Annotated in this window: 14 protein-coding genes and 1 pseudogene; 10 read left to right on the plus strand and 5 right to left on the minus strand. The window is 67.5% G+C overall.

Annotated elements, in window-relative coordinates:
- The first annotated feature begins 56 nt into the window (after window positions 1-56).
- From C8250_RS34315 to C8250_RS34350, 8 genes and pseudogenes are all read left to right on the plus strand, one after another.
- Window positions 57-1,073: a LacI family DNA-binding transcriptional regulator gene (locus C8250_RS34315; protein WP_138353673.1), complete on the plus strand. Its 1,017-nt coding sequence runs from the start codon at window positions 57-59 to the stop codon at window positions 1,071-1,073.
- 205 nt (window positions 1,074-1,278) lie between these two features.
- Entirely contained in the window at window positions 1,279-2,961 is a 1,683-nt protein-coding gene (locus C8250_RS34320) for an ABC transporter substrate-binding protein (protein WP_138353674.1), read from the plus strand.
- A gap of 91 nt (window positions 2,962-3,052) precedes the next feature.
- Window positions 3,053-4,201 (plus strand): ABC transporter ATP-binding protein, encoded by a 1,149-nt coding sequence (locus C8250_RS34325; protein ID WP_138353675.1) that lies wholly within the window; start codon window positions 3,053-3,055, stop codon window positions 4,199-4,201.
- Entirely contained in the window at window positions 4,198-5,178 is a 981-nt protein-coding gene (locus C8250_RS34330; RefSeq protein WP_138353676.1) for an ABC transporter permease, read from the plus strand. The genes C8250_RS34325 and C8250_RS34330 overlap by 4 nt, the downstream gene beginning before the upstream one ends.
- Before the next feature lie 3 nt (window positions 5,179-5,181).
- Window positions 5,182-6,240 (plus strand): ABC transporter permease, encoded by a 1,059-nt coding sequence (locus tag C8250_RS34335; RefSeq protein ID WP_138353677.1) that lies wholly within the window; start codon window positions 5,182-5,184, stop codon window positions 6,238-6,240.
- 14 nt (window positions 6,241-6,254) lie between these two features.
- Window positions 6,255-7,256, plus strand: a complete 1,002-nt coding sequence (locus C8250_RS34340) for an ABC transporter ATP-binding protein (RefSeq protein ID WP_138353707.1) — start codon at window positions 6,255-6,257, stop codon at window positions 7,254-7,256.
- A gap of 410 nt (window positions 7,257-7,666) precedes the next feature.
- Entirely contained in the window at window positions 7,667-7,831 is a 165-nt protein-coding gene (locus C8250_RS34345; protein WP_138353678.1) for a thiamine pyrophosphate-binding protein, read from the plus strand.
- Window positions 7,832-8,144: 313 nt separating this feature from the next.
- Window positions 8,145-9,473 (plus strand): annotated as a pseudogene (locus C8250_RS34350) (glycoside hydrolase family 3 N-terminal domain-containing protein); the annotation flags it as partial.
- A gap of 121 nt (window positions 9,474-9,594) precedes the next feature.
- Here the strand turns inward: C8250_RS34350 and C8250_RS34355 are convergent.
- On the minus strand, window positions 9,595-9,762 hold the full coding sequence (locus C8250_RS34355; protein ID WP_138353680.1) for a hydrophobic protein: 168 nt from the start codon (window positions 9,760-9,762) through the stop codon (window positions 9,595-9,597).
- A 414-nt stretch (window positions 9,763-10,176) separates the two neighbouring features.
- Here C8250_RS34355 and C8250_RS34360 point away from each other — a divergent pair, with 414 nt between their 5' ends.
- Window positions 10,177-11,382, plus strand: a complete 1,206-nt coding sequence (locus C8250_RS34360) for a PP2C family protein-serine/threonine phosphatase (RefSeq protein WP_138353681.1) — start codon at window positions 10,177-10,179, stop codon at window positions 11,380-11,382.
- A 1,149-nt stretch (window positions 11,383-12,531) separates the two neighbouring features.
- Here C8250_RS34360 and C8250_RS34365 read toward each other — a convergent pair.
- The 4 genes from C8250_RS34365 to C8250_RS44540 form a co-directional block, all read right to left on the minus strand.
- Window positions 12,532-12,684: a hypothetical protein gene (locus C8250_RS34365; protein WP_187145092.1), complete on the minus strand. Its 153-nt coding sequence runs from the start codon at window positions 12,682-12,684 to the stop codon at window positions 12,532-12,534.
- Window positions 12,685-12,938: 254 nt separating this feature from the next.
- Complete coding sequence (locus C8250_RS34370) at window positions 12,939-15,224, minus strand: RICIN domain-containing protein (protein ID WP_138353682.1); 2,286 nt, start codon at window positions 15,222-15,224, stop codon at window positions 12,939-12,941.
- Window positions 15,225-15,741: 517 nt separating this feature from the next.
- Window positions 15,742-16,011, minus strand: coding sequence for a substrate-binding domain-containing protein (locus C8250_RS43920; protein ID WP_244809536.1), 270 nt, complete (start codon window positions 16,009-16,011; stop codon window positions 15,742-15,744).
- 53 nt (window positions 16,012-16,064) lie between these two features.
- Window positions 16,065-16,199 (minus strand): hypothetical protein, encoded by a 135-nt coding sequence (locus C8250_RS44540; RefSeq protein WP_274599409.1) that lies wholly within the window; start codon window positions 16,197-16,199, stop codon window positions 16,065-16,067.
- Window positions 16,200-16,625: 426 nt separating this feature from the next.
- Between C8250_RS44540 and C8250_RS34380 the strand changes: the two genes are divergently transcribed.
- Window positions 16,626-18,581, plus strand: coding sequence for a discoidin domain-containing protein (locus C8250_RS34380; protein WP_138353683.1), 1,956 nt, complete (start codon window positions 16,626-16,628; stop codon window positions 18,579-18,581).
- Window positions 18,582-18,854 lie beyond the last annotated feature (273 nt).

The following is an 18,854-nucleotide window of genomic DNA, read 5'->3' on the forward strand; positions in this document are numbered from 1 at the left end:
GAGCGCTACAGGTTCCTGTAGCCCACCAGTGCAGTGCGACACCAACGGAGGCGGACGTGCCCATCACCATCGCCGACGTGGCATCCCGCGCCGGGGTGAGCAAGACCACGGTGTCCCGGGTCCTCAACGGCAAGGGCGAACTCAACGCGGCTACCGCCGAACGAGTTCGTCAGGTGATCGCCGAGCTGGGATACGTCCCCAGTGCGGGCGCCGTCGGACTGGCCCGTGGCCGCACGCAGATCGTCGGCATGCTGGTCCCCTCACTGACTTGGCCGTGGATCGGCCAGGTGCTCCAGGGCGTGATAGACGTCGTGGAGGCCGAGGGGTTCGGACTGCTGCTGTTCACCTGCGACCGGGGCGAGGAGTCGCTCCGCCGCTTCGCCCAGCAGGTGTCGGCGAAGTCCTTCGACGGACTCCTGGTGATCGAACCCGAAGGAACCCTCGAGTACATCACCGAACTGCACGACGCCGGCCTGCCGGTCGTCCTGATCGACGACCGCGGCCACCGGCCGCTCTTCCCCTCCGTCGCCACCACCGACCGCAGCGGCGGCACCCAGGCGGGCCTGCACCTGCTGGAACTCGGCAGGAATCGGCCCGTTGTGATCACTGGGCCGATGAACTTCGGTTGCGCCCGGGAACGGCTCGCCGGATTCACCGAGGCCTACGCGGAGGCAGGACTACCCCTGAACCCCGAGCAGGTCGTGGTCGGTGACTTCACCTTCGAGCTGGGACGGTCCGCCGTCAACACGATCCTGGGCGCGGGGATGAGTTTCGACGCCGTGTTCGCCCAGAACGACCTCTCCGCAACGGGCGCTCTGCACGCCCTGCGCGAGGCGGGCCTGCGCGTTCCGCAGGACGTGGCCGTCGTCGGCTTCGACGATGTCCCGCTCGCCTCGTACAGCGACCCGGCGCTCACCACCGTGCACCAACCACTGCGCGAGATGGGCGACGCAGCCGCCCGCATGCTTCTCGCACATTTCAAGGGCACGGACCTGCCCACCGCAGCCACCGTCCTGCCCACCCACCTGGTCGTCCGGGACTCCACCCGACCCCGGCGCGACCCAAGCCTGTGACCCGACCGCAGTCCGACCCCGTGTAGGGCCCCGCTCCCACAGACACCCCCCGCGGCCAGGCCAGGGATCGCCCCGCGCGCCCTGACGCGCTGCTCGACATACTCAGGCGCACATCTCGCCTCAAAAGGCACCAAAAGAAGCACCATCCGCAACCCTCGGCTCCACCCCGGTCAACCCTCAGCTGACTTCCTTGAAGTGGGGATCCATGCGTATACGCCGCACCATCACCGTGACACTTGCCAGCAGTCTGGCGCTCACCGCGCTCGCGGCCTGCAGCAGCACCAACGCGGGGAATACGGCCGGAGCTTCCGGTACTGCCGCCTCGGTTCTGAAGATCGGCATGCCGAACAACGCGCTGACCGCCAATAGCAACCCGTACCTCAACTCCTCGGCCGCCGCGGGGCTCGGCTACCGTTTCATGATCTATGAGCCGCTCGGCATGGTGAACGACGCCAAGCCGGTCGACCCGGCCAAGCCGTGGCTCGCCACCAAGTGGGTCTGGAGCCCGGACTACAAGTCCGTTGTCTTCACCGTCCGTGACGGCGTGAAGTTCTCCGACGGCACCGCCATGACCGCCGACGACGTCGCCTACTCCTTCCAACTCCTGAAAGACAACTCCGGCCTGAACTTCAACGGCCTGGACATAGCCTCGGTCGCCAGTGGCGGCAACACGGTGACCGTGGGCTTCAACGTCTCCCAGTTCGTCACCCAGGCCAAGGTCCTGAAGACCTTCGTGGTGCCCAAGGCGATCTGGTCGAAGATGGCCGACCCGACCAAGGACGTGGTGGCCAAGCCCGTCGGCACCGGCCCGTACACCCTGGACTCCATCACCACCCAGAACGCCACCTTGAGCCTGCGCTCCAGCGGGTACTGGCAGACCCCGCCCAAGGTGAAGAAACTGCTCTACACCTCCTACGTCGGCAACGACTCGATGACCACCGCACTGACCAGCGGAGCGGCCGAGTGGAGTTACGTCTTCATCCCCAACGCCAAGACGGTCTACGTGGCGAAGGACCGGGCCCACAACCACCTGTTCTTCCCGCCCAGTTTGAGCGCGGACGGCCTGTGGATCAACACCACCGTCGCGCCGTTCAACGACGCCAAGCTGCGCAAGGCGATGTCCCTGGTGATCAACCGGGATGACATCTTCAATCAGGCAGAAGCCGGCTACTTCAAGCCCCTGGTCGACAGCGTCACCGGGCTGCCCACGCCGGCTGGCGTGCCGTTCATCGACGCCAAGTACAAGGACAAGACCCAGAAGGTCGACCTGGAGGGGGCCAAGGCCCTGCTGGCCGCTGCCGGCTACAAGCTGGCGGGCGGTGTGCTGACGGCCCCCAGCGGTAAGCCGGTCACGATCGCCCTCACCGACCCGGCGGGCTGGTCCGACTACCAGACCGCGCTCACGATCATCGCAGACAACCTGTCCCAGATCGGTATCAAGGCCACCATCGACAAGGCCGACGAGAACGCTTGGGGCAAGAACATGGGCACCGGCAACTTCCAGGCCGCGATGCACTGGAGCAACGGCGGATCCACCCCGTACGACATGTACCAGAACATCATGGACGGCACCGTCCTCAAGCCGATCGGCACCGACAGCCCCGGGGGCAACTACGGCCGCTACAACAACCCGGCCGCTACCCAGGCGCTCAAGGACTACGCCAACGCCCCCGACGAGGCGGGCCGGACCAAGGCCATGCTGGTCCTCCAGGACATCATGGTCAACGACGTCCCGATGATCGCTACCTCGGCCGGCAACGTCGGCGGCGAGTACTCCACCAAGAACTGGATCGGCTGGCCGGACGACAACAACACCTACGCGGGCGCCCAGCCGACCATCCCGGGGGCCCTGGACGTGGTGCTGCACCTCACGCCCGCCACCAAGTAACGAAGCACCCGTCCACAGTTCGCCCCTTCCGGTCCCTCCCCCGCTCCGGGGTGGAGGACCGGAAGGTACCTACCATGATGGGAATCCGGGCATGACGTTGCACCAAACGTCCTCTCCTCCGGCGCCACCGGACCATGAGACCGTCCTTGAGGCCGACGGCCTCACCAAGCACTTCGCGATGCGCCGCAGTGGCCGGCAGGCCATGACGCGCGCTCCACGGGTAGTGCACGCCGTCGACGACGTCAGCCTGAAGCTCCGCAGGGGGCGGGTGACTGCGCTCGTCGGTGAGTCCGGATCGGGGAAGTCCACCGTGGCACGGCTGCTCGCACAGCTCTACCCGCGCACCGGTGGCGACATCCGACTGCACGGCCAGTCGGTGACGGTGCGCGGCGGACGGCGCTTCCGAGCGTACAACCGCAAGGTCCAGATGATCTTCCAGGATCCGTTCGCCTCACTCAACCCGGTGCACACCATCCGCTACCACCTGACCCGGGCGCTGCGGATCCACGACAACGCCGGCAGCGGACGAGGTACGAATCGCGCCGCCGAACTGCAACAGGCGTTGGAGCAGCTCCTGGAGCGGGTCCAACTGATCCCGGCCACCCGCTATCTCGACAAGTTCCCGCACGAGCTGTCCGGCGGCCAGCGCCAGCGAGTCGCTATCGCCCGCGCCCTGGCGGCCGACCCGGAGGTCCTGCTCGCCGATGAACCGGTTTCCATGCTGGACGTCTCGATCCGGCTGGGCGTGCTCAATCTTCTGCGCGACCTCAAGGACCGGCTGAGTTTGGCCATCCTTTACATCACCCACGACATCGCCTCAGCCCGCTACTTCGCGGATGACACCATGGTGATGTACGCGGGCCGGATGGTGGAAGGCGGCGACAGCGAGACCGTCACCCAGTTCCCGGCCCATCCCTACACCCAGCTGCTGATCAGCTCCGCCCCCGACCCCGATCGGGTCTTGAACGAGCACAGCCTGGGGGCGGGCACCGAGGACACCGATGGTGGCGAGCCGCCCAGCCTGATCGACCCGCCGGCCGGATGCCGCTTCAATCCGCGCTGCCCCAAGGCCATGGACATCTGTCGTAGCGAACTGCCGCCCCGATTCGAGGTCCCGCTGCGCAGCGCCGCCCCCGCAGCCGCCCCGGTTACCCCACACTGGGCGGCCTGCTGGCTGTTCGACGGGACCCGGGCCACCGCGACAGCACCGGTGGCCGCCGGCACGGAGGCGACACGGTGAAGTACTTCCTGCAGCGGCTCTTCTTCTACGTGTTCACCGCGTGGGCGGCGATCACCGTCAATTTCTTCATCCCCCGGCTGATCCCCGGCGACCCGGTGATGTCGCTGATCAACAAGAACCGCGGCCAGATCGACCCGAAGTCGATCGCCTCGCTCTACGTACTGTTCGGACTGGACAAGCACCAGAGCCTGTGGAGCCAGTACACCGGCTACTGGAGCCATCTGCTCGGCGGCGACCTGGGCATCTCCTTCTCCAACTACCCCACCCCTGTGTTGACCATCCTGCAGAACAGCCTCCCCTGGACCGTCGCCCTGGCCGGCATCGCCACCGTCGTCAGCTTCGCCGCCGGCACCTTCCTCGGGGTCCTCTCCGGCTGGTTGCGCGGCTCCCGGCTGGACATCCTGCTCCCGGTGACCACCTTCATCTCCTCCATCCCCGCTTTCTGGCTGGGCCTGCTCAGCATCGCCGTGGTGGTCGCCACCGGCAGCAGCTTCCCCGTCGCCAACGGCTACGACCCCGGCCTGATCCCCGGCACCGATACCCCGTTCCTGAGCAGCGCACTCCAGCACGCCTGGCTGCCGTTGGGCGTACTGGTGGTCACCACGATGAGCGGCTGGATCCTCAGCATGCGCAACATGATGGTGACCGTCGGTGCGGAGGACTACATCACCGTCGCCCACGCCAAGGGCCTGTCCGACCGCCGGGTGATGTTCAGCTACGCGGCACGCAACGCGCTGCTACCGAACGTCTCGGGTTTCTCCCTGGCGATCGGCCAGATCCTGGGCTCCACCGTGCTGGTGGAGATCGTCTTCAACTACCCCGGTGTCGGCTACACCCTGCTGCAGGCCGTCGGCTCCAACGACTACCCGCTGATGCAGGGCATCTTCCTGTGCATCACCCTGGCGGTGCTGCTGGCGAATCTGCTGGCCGACGTCGCCTACCTGATCCTCGACCCGCGCACCCGCAAGGAGGGCTGAGCGATGGCTTCGCCGGCAACCAGCGCCACCGCGCTCGTCCCGATCGAGCCGGAAACGACTGCCCCCGATCCGAGCCGGCAGCCCAAGCGCCGCTACCTGCGCTTCCTGGCCAGTCCCAAGGCCGCCGTCGGGGCCGGTCTGCTGTTCTTCTTCACCCTGATCGCCCTCTTCGGGACGCTGCTCGCTCCGCACGATCCGACCGCGCGCAGCAACGACTTGCTGCAGTCGCCCTCGCTGAACCACCTCTTCGGCACCACCCACCTCGGCCAGGACGTGTTCAGCCAGGTCGTGGAGGGTACCCGGAGCGTGATGTACGTCGGGGTGGTCGCCGGTGCGGTCGCCACCACGCTGGCGGTCCTGATCGGGGTGACCTCCGGCTACCTCAGCGGTGTCGTCTCCGACGCACTGTCGGCACTGACCAATGTGTTCCTGGTGATCCCGGCCCTGTTGCTGATCGTCATCATCACCTCCAGCATCCCCGACGGCGGTGAGACGCTGGTGGCCCTGGTCATCGGCTTCACCTCCTGGGCCTGGGGCGCCCGGGTACTGCGGGCCCAGACGCTGTCGCTGCGGCGGCGCGACTTCATCGAGGCTGCCCGGGCCACCGGCGAGTCCACCTGGCGCATCATCGTCTTCGAACTGATGCCCAACCTGAGCGCGGTGATCATCTCCGGATTCATCGGAACGATGATCTACGCGGTGATGAGCGAGATCATCCTGGCCTTCATCGGCGTCCCCGGACTCTCCGCCTGGAACTGGGGCACCATCCTCTACTGGGCCCAGGGCCAGCAAGCCCTCGCCCAAGGCGCCTGGTGGTGGTTCGTCCCGGCCGGCCTGGCCATTGCTGTCCTGGGTACCGCGCTGGCACTGGTGAACTTCGGGATCGATGAGTTCGTCAACCCGCGGCTTCGCAACAACGGCGAGCGCGGCGCCAAGTCGGCCGACGGCCGCCCGGTGCGAATGCGCGTCGGCTTCACCCCCGTCGTCGCTCCCCTTCCCGCGCTGCCGGATCCGTCCGACACCGACCTGCTGACCCGCACGAGTAAGGAAGCATCCCAGTGAGCAGCGTCCCCGCAGTGGGCAAGGAGCCGGTACTGGAGATCAAGGGCCTGCGGGTCGACTACGGGCTCGGCGCGCAGGCCGTGCGGGCCGTCAACGACGTTGATTTGACCCTGCATCGCGGTGAGGTCCTCGGCCTGGCCGGCGAGAGCGGCAGCGGCAAGTCCACGCTGGCCTACGGACTGACCCGACTGCTGCCACCGCCCGGGGTCATCACCGGCGGGCAGGTGATCTACCACCCGCCGGGCGGCGACCCGGTGGACGTGCTGCGGTTGGACGACGCCGGCCTGCGCAAGTTCCGCTGGGCCGAGACCTCGATCGTATTCCAGGGCGCGATGAACTCGCTCAACCCGGTGCACCGGATCTCCACCCAGCTGATGGACGTACTGGCCGCACACCAGCCCGGCATGAGCCGGGCCGCCCGGACCGGCCGCGCCAGGGAACTCCTCAAGCTGGTCGGAATCGCCCCGGACCGGTTGGACAGCTACCCGCACCAGCTGTCCGGCGGAATGCGCCAGCGGGTGATGATCGGCATGGCTCTCGCATTGGATCCCCAGGTCGTCATCATGGACGAGCCCACCACCGCACTCGATGTGGTGATGCAGCGTCAGATTCTGCGCCAGCTCGTCGAACTGCGCGAGACACTTGGCTTCTCGGTGCTGTTCATCACCCACGACCTGTCACTACTGGTCGAGTTCTCGGACCGGATCGCCATCATGTACGGCGGCCGGATCGTGGAACAGGCCCCCTCGTCCAAACTCTACCGGGACGCACTGCACCCCTACAGCCACGGCCTGCTCAACGCCTTTCCACCGTTGCGCGGCGAACGCCGCGAACTCACCGGCATCCCCGGCGCGCCGCCCGACCTGCGATCGATGCCCACCGGCTGCGCCTTCAACCCGCGCTGCCCCAAGGCCTTCGACCCGTGCCGGACCGACCTGCCGCCGCTGACAGTCCCTGCAGACCACCACCCTGGCGAGCAGCGCACCGTGGCCTGCTGGCTCCACCCCGGCGCCTGAACCCCGCACCGCGCCACTCCCGGGCCCGGCCCGGTCGACGAGAGGGACCGTCGACCGAGCCAGCGCCTCACCGACAGACAATGAAACTCGCGACCGGCGCGGCGCCGCATCCCCTGCCGGTCGAGGGCAGGTGAGGAGATCGTCGTTGAGTTCGCCTTCGGACCCGAGAGCCGGCGGGGGAATTCGGTGCTTTTCGTTCTTCCGGGCAGGACCCGACCACGGTTGGTACGTATACCGGGATGGCCTCTCATCTGGCCGAACTCGTTCTGCTCGGATTAGTCGGCCTTGCCGTTCGTGGATGTGTCAAGCGGTAACGGGGCACCACAGGCGCCTGTCGGGCTCGGAAAGTCATCGCTGCAGTTGGCAGGGGTAGGGAAGCTCGGCTGACACCATGCCGACGTGATCATTTCATCGACGCCTTGCACGAACTGGAGGTCGGACGCGTCTTCGACGTGGTCGGCGACGCGCTGAACCCGCTGGCTGACGCAATCCGCACCACCGACGGCCTGGAGTGGGTGGGCTGCCGCCACGAGCAGCGGAATCCGGCCCACGCCGGCCCCAAGCAAGGACCGTAAATCTAGCGTGAGTTCTCGACGACGGCCCAATCCTCACACCGCCGCCCCCGGTAAGCTTCCCTGCCCTCACATTCATCGGCTCGCCGGCCGGACGGACGTCGTGTACGGGCACGGTCTATCGCGGCAATCCGCTGGTGGGTAGCCGGCTTCGATCACATACTGGCCCGGCAGAGGTCTCCACCGGACACATCCTGGGCTATCTCAGCGACTGCGCCGACCGCGCCCGCCTCCCAGGACATCTGATTGTCCGCTAACCCCTCCTCCTGCACCCCGTACGAATGCTCCCCTCCCGACCGCATGAGGACCGCCACCTATGACACCACCACAACGCGGAGCCGACACCACCCCCCGCCCCTGGCACGACACCACTCTCAGCACCGAGGCACGGGTGGACAAGCTCCTCTCGGCCATGACCCTTGAGGAGAAACTCGCTCAACTGGGCAGCGTGTGGCTGGGCGCCGAGATTCACGGCAACGAGACGAACGGGACAGGGGACGAGCCGAGCGGCAACGTCGCCCCCATGCAGGACGTCTTCGCCCGGCAGGTCGACTTCGACGCGGTTACCCGCCACGGCCTCGGCCATCTCACGCGCCCCTTCGGCACCCGGCCAGTGGACCCGCTCGCCGGCTCGAGAGCACTGGAGGAGACTCAGCGCAAGCTGGTCAGCCGCAGCCGCTTCGGCATCCCCGCCCTCGCCCACGAGGAGTGCCTGACCGGCTTCACCGCCTACCGGGCGTCGGTGTTCCCCGCCCCCATCGCTATGGCCGCCGCCTTCGCCCCCGACCTGGTGGAGCGAATTGCCCACGCTATCGGCACCGGCATGCGCGCTGTCGGCATCCACCAAGGGCTGTCCCCCGTGCTCGACGTGGTCCGCGACTACCGGTGGGGCCGTGTGGAAGAGACGCTCGGGGAAGACCCGTACCTGGTGGCCATGTCCGGCACCGCCTACGTGAAGGGACTTGAACAAGCAGGCATCATCGCCACCGTCAAACACTTCGCCGGCTACTCCGCCTCCCGCGCCGCCCGCAACCACGCCCCCGTGTCCATGGGGCGACGGGAGCTGGCCGACATCATCCTGCCGCCTTTCGAGATGGCCGTCCGGGAAGGCGGAGCTCGCTCCGTGATGAACTCTTACGCGGACATCGACGGGGTCCCGGCTGGAGCAGACCCTTGGCTGCTCACCACGGTCCTGCGGGACGAGTGGGGCTTCACTGGGACCGTCGTATCGGACTACTGGTCTGTGGCGTTCCTGGCCGCCACGCACGGCATCGCCGACAGTTACGCGACAGCAGGCGCGGCGGCGCTGCGGGCCGGTGTCGATGTCGAACTGCCGGACACCCTGTGTTTTGGCCCGGAACTGGCGGCCATGGTCCGCGACGGGCGGATCCCCGAGGACCTGGTCGACCGGGCAGCCCGACGCGTACTGCGCCAGAAAACCGAACTGGGCATGCTCGACGCCGATTGGACCCCCGTCTCGGACGCAGTCAGGGCCGGTGGCATCGACCTCGACCCGCCCGCCAACCGGCAGATCGCCCGCGATCTCGCTGAACGCTCCATCGTGCTCCTCGACAACCCCGGCAGCCTCCTCCCACTGCCCGCCTTGGTAGCGTCGATCGCGGTGATCGGGCCCAACGCAGACGATAGTTGGGTCCACGTGACGCTGGTCGGCTCGGCTGAGGCGTGGGCGGGGCATGGCGATGGGCCCGGCGGATAGCGTTATCCGGCGGGCCCATCGGTGGTGCGGTGTGCGTGGTGTTGGTCGGTTACCAGCGGTACCAGCGGTGACGTCCGCCGGAGTGGGTGCCGCGCATGACGAAGCCGAGCAGCCACACGATCAGGACGATGACGGCGACCCACCAGAGGATCTTCAGGGCGAAGCCGGCACCGAACAGGATGAGCGCGAGCAGTAGAACCAAAAGCAGTGGACCCATGGTCATCAACCTCCTGGCCAGCGCATTCCCCGACCCCCACTGATCATGCACACCGGTTTATGCAGCCCCTACATGCCCGCGCTCAGGGGGGAGTGCGCGTCGGTTCAGGCCCAGGTGCAGGGGGCTGCTGTTGCGGGCTGCCAGGCGCAGTCCGCCCCTGTACATCCGCTGGGTGCCGCACAGACCCGGTCAGGCCATTCCGACGCCGCTGCGAGAAAGATCCTGAAGTTACTCAGAAAATCCCTTTTTGCAGCAGATTACGGTTATTCGAGGCGTTTGTCGGACCTGCCGTGTGCTGCCCAGATGCAGGAAACTGCTGGTGAGCGCATCGATGCTCGAGGGTTCGCGTCCCGGAGGTGAGGGCTGGCTGGGTGCGGGAAGGCGAATCGGGGTCAGCAATTGAAGGAGGCGGTTGTGGTGCGGGATCGGATGGGGCTGGCCGATGTTCTGGTAGCAGCGCAGGGCGCCGCGCCGACGGGCTCTCTCGATGTCGTGGCGCGTAATCTGCGCGACCGGTTCGCCGCGCGGTCCGTGTCGTTCCTGTTCGTCGACGTGGTGGGGCGGCGGCTGTTGCGCGTGAGTGATCAGGCGTCCTCGTCGTTGGGGGGCCGGGCTGAGCAGGTGCCGCTGGCCGGCAGCAGTATCTATGACGAGGTCCTGCGCTCCCAGAAGCTGGTGCAGACAGCGGTGCAGGGGCAGGAGGCGCAGCGGGTGCTCGCTCCGGTGACCAACCGCGGCGACACCATCGGTGTCCTGGAGCTGTTCCTCGACCACACCACACCGCAGGTGTTGGCGCAGGTGGAGGAGGCGGCGCACGCGCTGGCGTACATCATCGTCACCGACCGCCGCTTCACCGACCTCTACCACTGGGGCAACCGCACCACCACCGTCAGCTTGGCCGCGGAGATCCAACGCCAGCTCCTACCCTCGGCATCATCCTGCGAGGCGGCCCAGTTCGCGCTCGCCGGCGGTCTGGTCCCGGCCACCGACATCGCCGGCGACACCTATGACTACAGCCTCGACAACGACACCCTGCACCTGTCGATCACCGACGCGATGGGCCACGATGTCGACGCCGCGCTCATGGCCACCCTCGTCGTCAACGCCTCCCGCGGCGCGCGCCGCGCCGGCGCGGACCTGGTCGAGCAGGCCCGGCAGACCCATCAGGCGCTCCTCGACCACGGCCGCCGCACCTTCGTCACCGGGCAACTGGTACGCATCGCCCTGGACGGCAGCAGCGCCCAGCTCATCAACGCCGGCCATCCCGGACCACTTCGTCTGCGCGACGGCGTGGTCGACGAACTCACACTGCGCGTGAACCTGCCCTTCGGCGTCGCCGGACAAGGCCCCTACAAGATCCAGGAACTCGACCTGCGCCCGGGTGATCGCCTGGTGATGTTCACCGACGGCATGCAGGACCGCGAAGCGGCCACCGTCGACCTGCCGGGGCTGCTCCGCAAGAGCGCAGCCGAGCACCCGCGTGAAGTCGTGCGCACACTCGTCGCCGCGGTCGCGGAGGCCTACGGCGGATTCCCCCCGAAAGATGACGCCACGGTCCTGTGCCTGGACTGGTACGGCCCCACCAGCGCCGACCGTGCCGCGAGTGCCGACGACAAGTAGAGGGACCTGCTGCCACATCCCGGGTACCCCACCCGGGGTACCCGGTGTTATCGCGGGAGGAAAGCCGGGAGACAGGTGGTGCACTCCGTTAACCCGGGGTGAGGGCGGGACCAGATGATGACGGAACCGTGGTCCCGTCGCGCATCCCGCCCCGCCGGCGCCGCGCAGGCAGTGCCTGGAAGGCCGGCGACCCGTGCGCGGGGTGTGCCGCGCCGACGATGTCACCGGGAATGGAAGCCGAGACCTCTGGGGGCCGGGTTCCCGTACAGCCGCCGGAGCCGGAGAACGACCGCGACCAGGAGCCGGGCAAACCCCGCCGCAGCCGGCTCCGCGGGCGGAATTGACTCGGGCAAGCACCGCCGCGTATTACTATCGGCGATGGCCGGTAACGGTCGGAGACGATTGCGCATGTTGCGCAGCGTCTGCGCAGTGGCTGATGCGCTGATCCCGCAGCCGCCCCGGGGGAGGGTCGATCATCGGCGCGCGTCGCTTGCCGCGGCCGGGGTGCGAAATCGGACGACGTGGCGCAGCGCCGCATTCCTTGCGCTGGCAAAGGACCCGGAGTCTCATCTGAGGCGGGTGATGGCCGCGCCGGAGGCGGCGACCGCAAGATGGGGCATTCGTTTCTCCGGACATGAAAGTTGTCCGGGAAGCCGCCCCACTGCCCGTCCAGGCATTACGCCAGTGCGTCGATGACATCCTGGCGGTCGATCTCCAGCGACGACAAGCCGACCAGAAGCGTTTGTACCAAGCGCACTGGGCCGTGCAAGAAGGCGTAGTGCTGCGGCTGATCGCTGACGAACTCATCCGGCTCTCACACCCCTGGGTAGCCGCTGCACCCTTGCCCAGCTCTCGCCCCTTCGCCCCGCACCCGACCTGACCGCACGGCCGGCCGCGTCCCCGTCGAAGGAGGCGGCACTCAGGGAATAGTTCCGCCTTCGGGTGGTGTCCGACGACCCACGCACCGTCAACGCCACCGCGACCGCGCTCACCGAAGAGCTGCACAAATACGGCACCCACCTCGATTGCAGGTCAGCAGCCAGGTACGTGAAAGGTTTCCACCAAACATGAACACCTGACCGGCGCCAGCTCGACGGTGGGTATCAGCCAATAGTTGGTGCGCGACCAAAGCGCGCTGAGGAGTTCGGGTCAGGCGTGGGTGGTGCGCCGGCGGCCGTGGCGGGACCTCGAAGCGGCGTGCTTGTGGCTGTCGGACCGGTGGCGGGTGTTCTGCGGGGGATTGCTCCAGACCAGGATGAGTGCCAGGAGCATCGGAGCGGTCAGCAGGACCAGCAGTCCCATCGTGCACTTCACTCTCATCGATCCGTGGCCTTGCACCTGACCGAAACGAGGATCCGCAAACACCCGCCATTGCCCGAGGGGCCCGGCGAGGTACTGACGGCTGCCATCGCGGTGCCGGTGCTCCACCGGGTCGCAACATGGCCATCGGGCATGTCACGTCCCGGATAGTTCGGGTGACGGTTACATGTGACCCGACCCATTCGCTGGCACCGCTGAGGGTGGGCCGCCCGATTGGCGGGCGGCCCACCCGGTGCTCACTGCTGTGCGGTGAGGGTGAAGTTTTGGGCGGGTCCGCCGGTGCAGGTCCATTGCTGGAGGCGGGCGCCGTCGGAGGTGGAGACGTCGGTGACGTCCAGGCACTCGCTGTTGTTGCTGCGCGGGGTGAAGGTGTAGGTGCCGTTGGAGCCCGCGACGGCCTTCCACTGCTGGTTGTTGCCGGCCCCGTAGGCCCACAGCTGGATCTTCGACCCGTTGCCGGCGCCCGGTCCGCCTGAGACGTCCCAGGCAGCGGTAGCGGATTTGCGGCCGATCACCTTGTAGTAGCCGCTGTCGGTGGTCTGGAACTGCCACTGCTGGTTGGCATTCCCGGGCTGGCACGCCCACTGCTGGACGGCGGCACCGTTGCCGGTGGAGCCGTCCGCGTCATCCACGCACTTGCCGCTGTTGGTGTTCTTGACCGTGTACCACTTCGACGAATCGATCGGACCACCGTTGTTTCCGGCCGTAGTGGTGACCGTCGCCTTGTTCGACGCCGCGGACACATTTCCGGCAGCGTCAGTGGCCTTGACCGTGTAGTCGTACGACGTGGAGGAGTTCAGACCGGTGTCGGTGTAGGAGGTACCGGACACCGTGCCGACCTGGGCCGAACCGCGGAAGACCTGGTAGCCAGTCACTCCGACGTTGTCCGTCGAGGCACCCCAGGACAGTGTGGTGGAGGAGGCTGTGGTGCCGCTCGCGGTGAGGTTCGAGGGAGCCGACGGCGCAACGGTGTCACCACCGCCACCACCTCCGGGGGTCCAGGTGAAGGTGGCCAGTGCGTGTGCGGGCACGGCGTAGTTGGCGCTCTGGCCGCCGGCGGAGATGCCGAAGCTCTGGGTGCCACCGCCGATGTTGTTGACCACGAGGGCGATGGTGCCGTCGGGGTTCTTGAAGGCGACGTTGTGCAGGTCACCAGCGTTGTTGGAGCCGATGTGGACGGCGCCGGGCTGGACGAACTTGCTCAGGTGGCCGGTGAGGTAGTACTCGGCGTTGTAGGTGACGTTGGTGCCGTCGATGGCGATGGTGCCGGTGCAGGTGCCGCAACCCTCGTTGTGGGGGCTGCCGTTGGAGTCCAGGGCCAGGTTCCACAGCAGCACCGACTTCGACCAGTTCTGCATGGCCGGAATGGTGACGTTGTTCGCCTGCCAGTTCAGGGTGTCGGCGAAGTACTGGGACAGCGGCTGTCCGGCGTCGTGGCTGCCGGAGCACTCGGTGAACCAGACGTCCTTGTTCGGGAACTGGTTGTGGATCGCGGTCTGCGCGCCGGCGTCACCGTAGTAGCAGTGGAACGCGGCACCAGCGATGTACGGGGCGGCGGAGCTGTTGAGGATGTCGCTGGCGTAGTTCAGCTCGGGAGCTTCGCCCAGCTTGACCGCGGCGGCGGTGTCGTTGGGGTGTTCGGCCCAGTTGTGGTCGAACGCCATGATCTTGACGTTGCCGAGTCCGCCTGCCTGGAGCTGCGGGCCGAGGCTGTTGATGATGGCGGTCTCGGCCGCGACGGGGACGTTGGTCGCGGGGTACCCGAGGGGGATGCGGTTCTGGGGTTCGTTCTCCACGCTCATCGCGTAGACCGGCACGCCGGCGGCCTCGTAGGCCTGGACACTCTTGAACAGGTACGTGGCGTATGCCTGGTAGTACTGCGGCAGGATGTGGCCGCCCACGATGGAGTTGCTGTCCTTCATCCACGCCGGCGCCCCCCACGGGGCGACGACGACCTTGAGCTTCGGGTTGAGGCTGATCGCCTGCTTGAGCAGGGGGATGATCTGGGCCTGGTCGTGCGCGATGGAGAAGTGGGCGAGGGTGGGATCGGTCTGCCCGGCGGGCATGTCGTCGTAGGTGTAGAACGGGCCGTTGACGAAGTCGGAGGCACCCAGCGGCTGGCGCAGCATGCTCATGCCGATGCCGGAGCTGGGGCTGAAGATCGACGCCATCACCGAGTCGCGCTGGCTTGAGGGGAGCGCGGAGAGCAGCGTGGCGGACGCGTCGGTGATGGACGCGCCGAACCCGTCGACGCTCTGATAGGTCTGGGAGGGGTCGACGGTGATCGTGTTGGACTGCGAGGTTCCCGTGCCCAGGGTTGTCGTCTGACCTGGGGTGAGCAGGTTGGCGCGGTCCGGCGTGGTGATCCACGCGGAGATGGTTGGACCGCTGGCCGCCTGGGCGCTCGGCGCGAGCCCGGCCGTCAGGCCGAGGGCGGCGAGCGAGGCGGTGCCGGTGGCCAGGGCGATCAGTTTGCGGCGCCAGGAAAGGGCATGGCGGTGCCGTTGGTGCTGCGGGTGCATCGAAACTCCTGGGTGAGGGTGGGTGGGGAAACGCGCGCTGCACGGTGGAAGGCACGGCAAGACCGCCGCCTAGACGGTCCGGACAGGAAGGGCGGACCGGCGAGTGGCCATGGGGAGGAGAGGGCGGAGGAAACCGGCAGGCGCAGGCAGCGGGACGGTCCGGACATAGCCGGCTGCCCGCGAGGACGCCGCGCACGACTGCTTCCGCGACAGGGCGGTGCCCTATGGCGCGGAGCCTGCTCGCGTTGGCGGGGAGGCCGAAGCGAAGCGGCCATGCAGACGCTGACTGTCTAAGCAGCCACGCGTCGTCGTGCTGCGGAGTCACCAGGACGGTGTGCCAACAACCCTGTGTTCAAAGGTTGTTGGCAACGGTGGAGCTGATGCCGTGTTGCCTTCAGTAACCAGACTGTGGGGCAGCTCAAAGCTCGGGTCAAGGGGCCGGGAACCGAAAATTTCAGCCGGGCCCACGGCGCTTGGGCAATTGGATCTTCACTTCATCAAGCGAAGACTGTCATTGTCAGTGGTCAGCGCACCGGTCCGGTTGCGTCACGAACCAGCGGGTGGGTAGCAAGCTCACTTGCAGCGGAGCATCGGCCCGCCGTTCCAGCAGCCGCACCAGCAGAGACACCGCGAGCCGGCCCACTTCCTCCAGGAGCTGACGCACCGTCGTCAGCCTCGGCACCGTGGAACGGCTGGAGTCGGTGTCGTCGAAGCCGGTTACGGACAGGCCCTCCGGCGCCCGCAGCCCGCTCGTACGCCACGACCGCCGCCTCGTCGTTGAACGCAACGAGTGCCGTCGGCTTCGGCGGGCCGGAGCAGTGCACGCGCCGCGTCCTAACCTCAGTCCGCGTTCGGATCGATCCTGTGCAGCAGCTCCGGGCAGTGCAGGTCCTCCACGTCGGCCGGCGCCGAGACATGCCCGGCGACAATCGCCCCGAGGTAGCCAGTCGGCGCGTACTGGCATCGCGCCAGCACGACCCCGTCAGCACCTCGTGCCGGCGGGGCTGCGCCCCAGCCGCTTGGCTGCAGCGAGCACCCGCCCCCGGGATCCTGGCGCGACGTCCGGGCTACCGCTCATCACCGCGACACCATCGCAATAAAGACACCCGCCTCGGCTGCGATCGTACGCACCGGGAACAGGGACTTCACAGGCCTGCCCATTTGTTACATCAATTCGTTACACGCAGCCGGTCTAGGACATGCGTCCATAGGCCTTGACAGTGAGAACGTCGCCGGGCTTTGCTGTGGCACGCCGAGTTGTTTCTATTCTGTTTCATTCTGTTTCAGGCTTGCTTCTTCATCTCCCGCAGGTTCGGAGCCCAGGACGGTGTTCACCAGGGCTCCGGTCACATGGGCCGCTTCGCTTCTATCCACACCGTCTCGCCAGCTAGGAGAACCGCCATGAGACGCGCCCTGGGCGCGGCGGCCCTCACCGCCGCCGCACTCTGCCTGACCTCCTTGCCCGCGACCGCCGCGCCGCACGGACACGGAGCACACCCCGGTCATCCACAGCCCACAGCGCCGCAGGCACAGGTGTGGCTGACCACGGCAGACGAATCCGCGCAGCTGCAGCGGCAGGCGCCGGTGGCCTTCCACCCGGGCGGGTCGGATCTGACGACCATCACGGTGGACCCGACGCAGCACTTCCAGCAGATGGACGGCTTCGGCGGTGCACTCACCGACTCCTCCGCGGCGGTGCTCGGGGCACTCCCCTCCGCTACCCGCGATGCGGCGATGCGGCAGCTGTTCGACCCCACGTCGGGTATCGGAGTGAGCTTCCTGCGCCAGCCCGTCGGCTCCTCCGATTTCACCGCCACCCCCACGCACTACACCTACGACGACGTCCCCGCCGGGCAGACCGACTTCAGCTTGCGCCGCTTCAGCATCGCCCACGACCAGCAGCAGATCCTCCCCCTGCTGCGCCAGGCCAAGCGGCTGAACCCGCAGCTCACCGTCATGGCCACCCCGTGGAGCCCCCCGGCGTGGATGAAGGACTCCGGATCCCTCGTCGGTGGCCACCTCAAGGACGACCCGGCCGTGTACCAGGCGTACGCCCGCTACCTGGTGAAATTCGTCCAGGCGTACGCCTCGGCCGGCGTACCCGTCGACTACCTGACCGTGCAGAACGAGCCCCAGAACCGCACACCCCACGCCTACCCCGGCACCGACCTGCCCGTGGAGCAGGAGGCCAAGGTCATCGAGGCGCTCGGCCCGCTGCTGCATCACGCCAGCCCGCGCACCAAGATCCTGGCCTACGACCACAACTGGACCACTCACCCCGACGACATCGCCACCGCCGGCCAGCTCGGCGAGGACCCGCAGACCGACTACCCCTACCAGATCCTCGACGGCCCGGCGGCGAAGTGGATCGCGGGCACCGCCTACCACTGCTACTCCGGCGACCCCAGCGCGCAGAGCGCGCTGCACGACGCGCACCCCGACAAGGGCATCTGGTTCACCGAGTGCTCCGGCTCGCACGGCGCCACCGACACCCCCGCACAGATCTTCCGCGGTACCCTCACCTGGCACGCCCGCACCATCACCGTCGGTACCACCCGTAATTGGGCCAAATCCGTCGCCGACTGGAACCTCGCCCTGGACGCCAAGGGCGGCCCGCACAACGGCGGGTGCGACACCTGCACGGCGCTGCTTACCGTCAACGCCGACCACACCGTCACTACGAACGCCGAGTTCTCCACCATCGGTCACCTGTCGAAGTTCGTGAAGCCCGGCGCCGTACGCGTCGCCAGCACCAACTACGGCACCACCGGCTGGAACGGTCAGCTCACCGATGTCGCCTTCACCAACCCCGACGGCTCCACCGCCCTCGTCGTCCACAACGAAAACGACGACCCGCGCTCCTTCACCGTCGCCGTCGGTGACAAGTCCTTCGACTACACCCTGCCCGGGGGCGCACTGGCCACCTTCACGTGGCCCGCCTCCGGACAGCTGCACGTCACCCGACACCAGGTCGATCTCAGTGGAGCCACCGCAACCTCCTCGATCACTGGGCAGGATCCGGCCGAGACACTTACCGACGACGACGGCAGCACCCGCTGGAGCAGCGCCACCGCCCAGGAACCCGGCCAGTTCGTGCAGGTCGACCTCGGCCGCCGCACGTCCTTCCGCACCGTCGCGATCGATACCGGCGACAACCTCGGCGACTTCGCCCGCGGCTGGCAGCTGTCCATCAGTAGCGACGGCACCCACTGGCAGAGCGCTGCACAGGGCGCCGGTATCGGCCAGCTCACCACCGTCGACCTCCACCGCACCACCACCGCCCGCTACCTGCGTATCACCCAGACCGGTACGGCCGGCAACTGGTGGAGCCTGGCCGACGTCCGCCTTTACAGCTGAGCGGTTGCCGGCACTTTGATCGTGACGCGCGGACCGGGTCGCAGCTGTGGAGGGAGCAGCTGCGATCCGGTGCCCCTGGCCCTCCGAGACCGGAGGGCCAGGGACACCACCGAGAGCCAGCTCACCAGGCCTCAGTGCCACGCCGACGAGCACCGGACCACCAGAAAAGCTACGTCCCAGTCCGAGGAGATTGATTCGGAGGGTTCCGCTGCTCCCCATATGGAGAACCATAGCAATTTACGTCACTCACGTGGCAATGCGAGGCACGGCCTC

Source organism: Streptomyces sp. So13.3, from assembly GCF_005860785.2.
GTDB lineage: Bacteria > Actinomycetota > Actinomycetes > Streptomycetales > Streptomycetaceae > Actinacidiphila > Actinacidiphila fildesensis.

Coding starts and splice junctions, on each gene's coding strand:
- C8250_RS34320 (WP_138353674.1), top strand. CDS start 1,279: ATGCGTATACGCCGCACCATCACCGTGACACTTGCCAGCAGTCTGGCG.
- C8250_RS34325 (WP_138353675.1), top strand. CDS start 3,053: ATGACGTTGCACCAAACGTCCTCTCCTCCGGCGCCACCGGACCATGAG.
- C8250_RS34335 (WP_138353677.1), top strand. CDS start 5,182: ATGGCTTCGCCGGCAACCAGCGCCACCGCGCTCGTCCCGATCGAGCCG.
- C8250_RS34355 (WP_138353680.1), bottom strand. CDS start 9,762: ATGGGTCCACTGCTTTTGGTTCTACTGCTCGCGCTCATCCTGTTCGGT.
- C8250_RS34365 (WP_187145092.1), bottom strand. CDS start 12,684: ATGGGACTGCTGGTCCTGCTGACCGCTCCGATGCTCCTGGCACTCATC.
- C8250_RS34370 (WP_138353682.1), bottom strand. CDS start 15,224: ATGCACCCGCAGCACCAACGGCACCGCCATGCCCTTTCCTGGCGCCGC.
- C8250_RS34380 (WP_138353683.1), top strand. CDS start 16,626: ATGAGACGCGCCCTGGGCGCGGCGGCCCTCACCGCCGCCGCACTCTGC.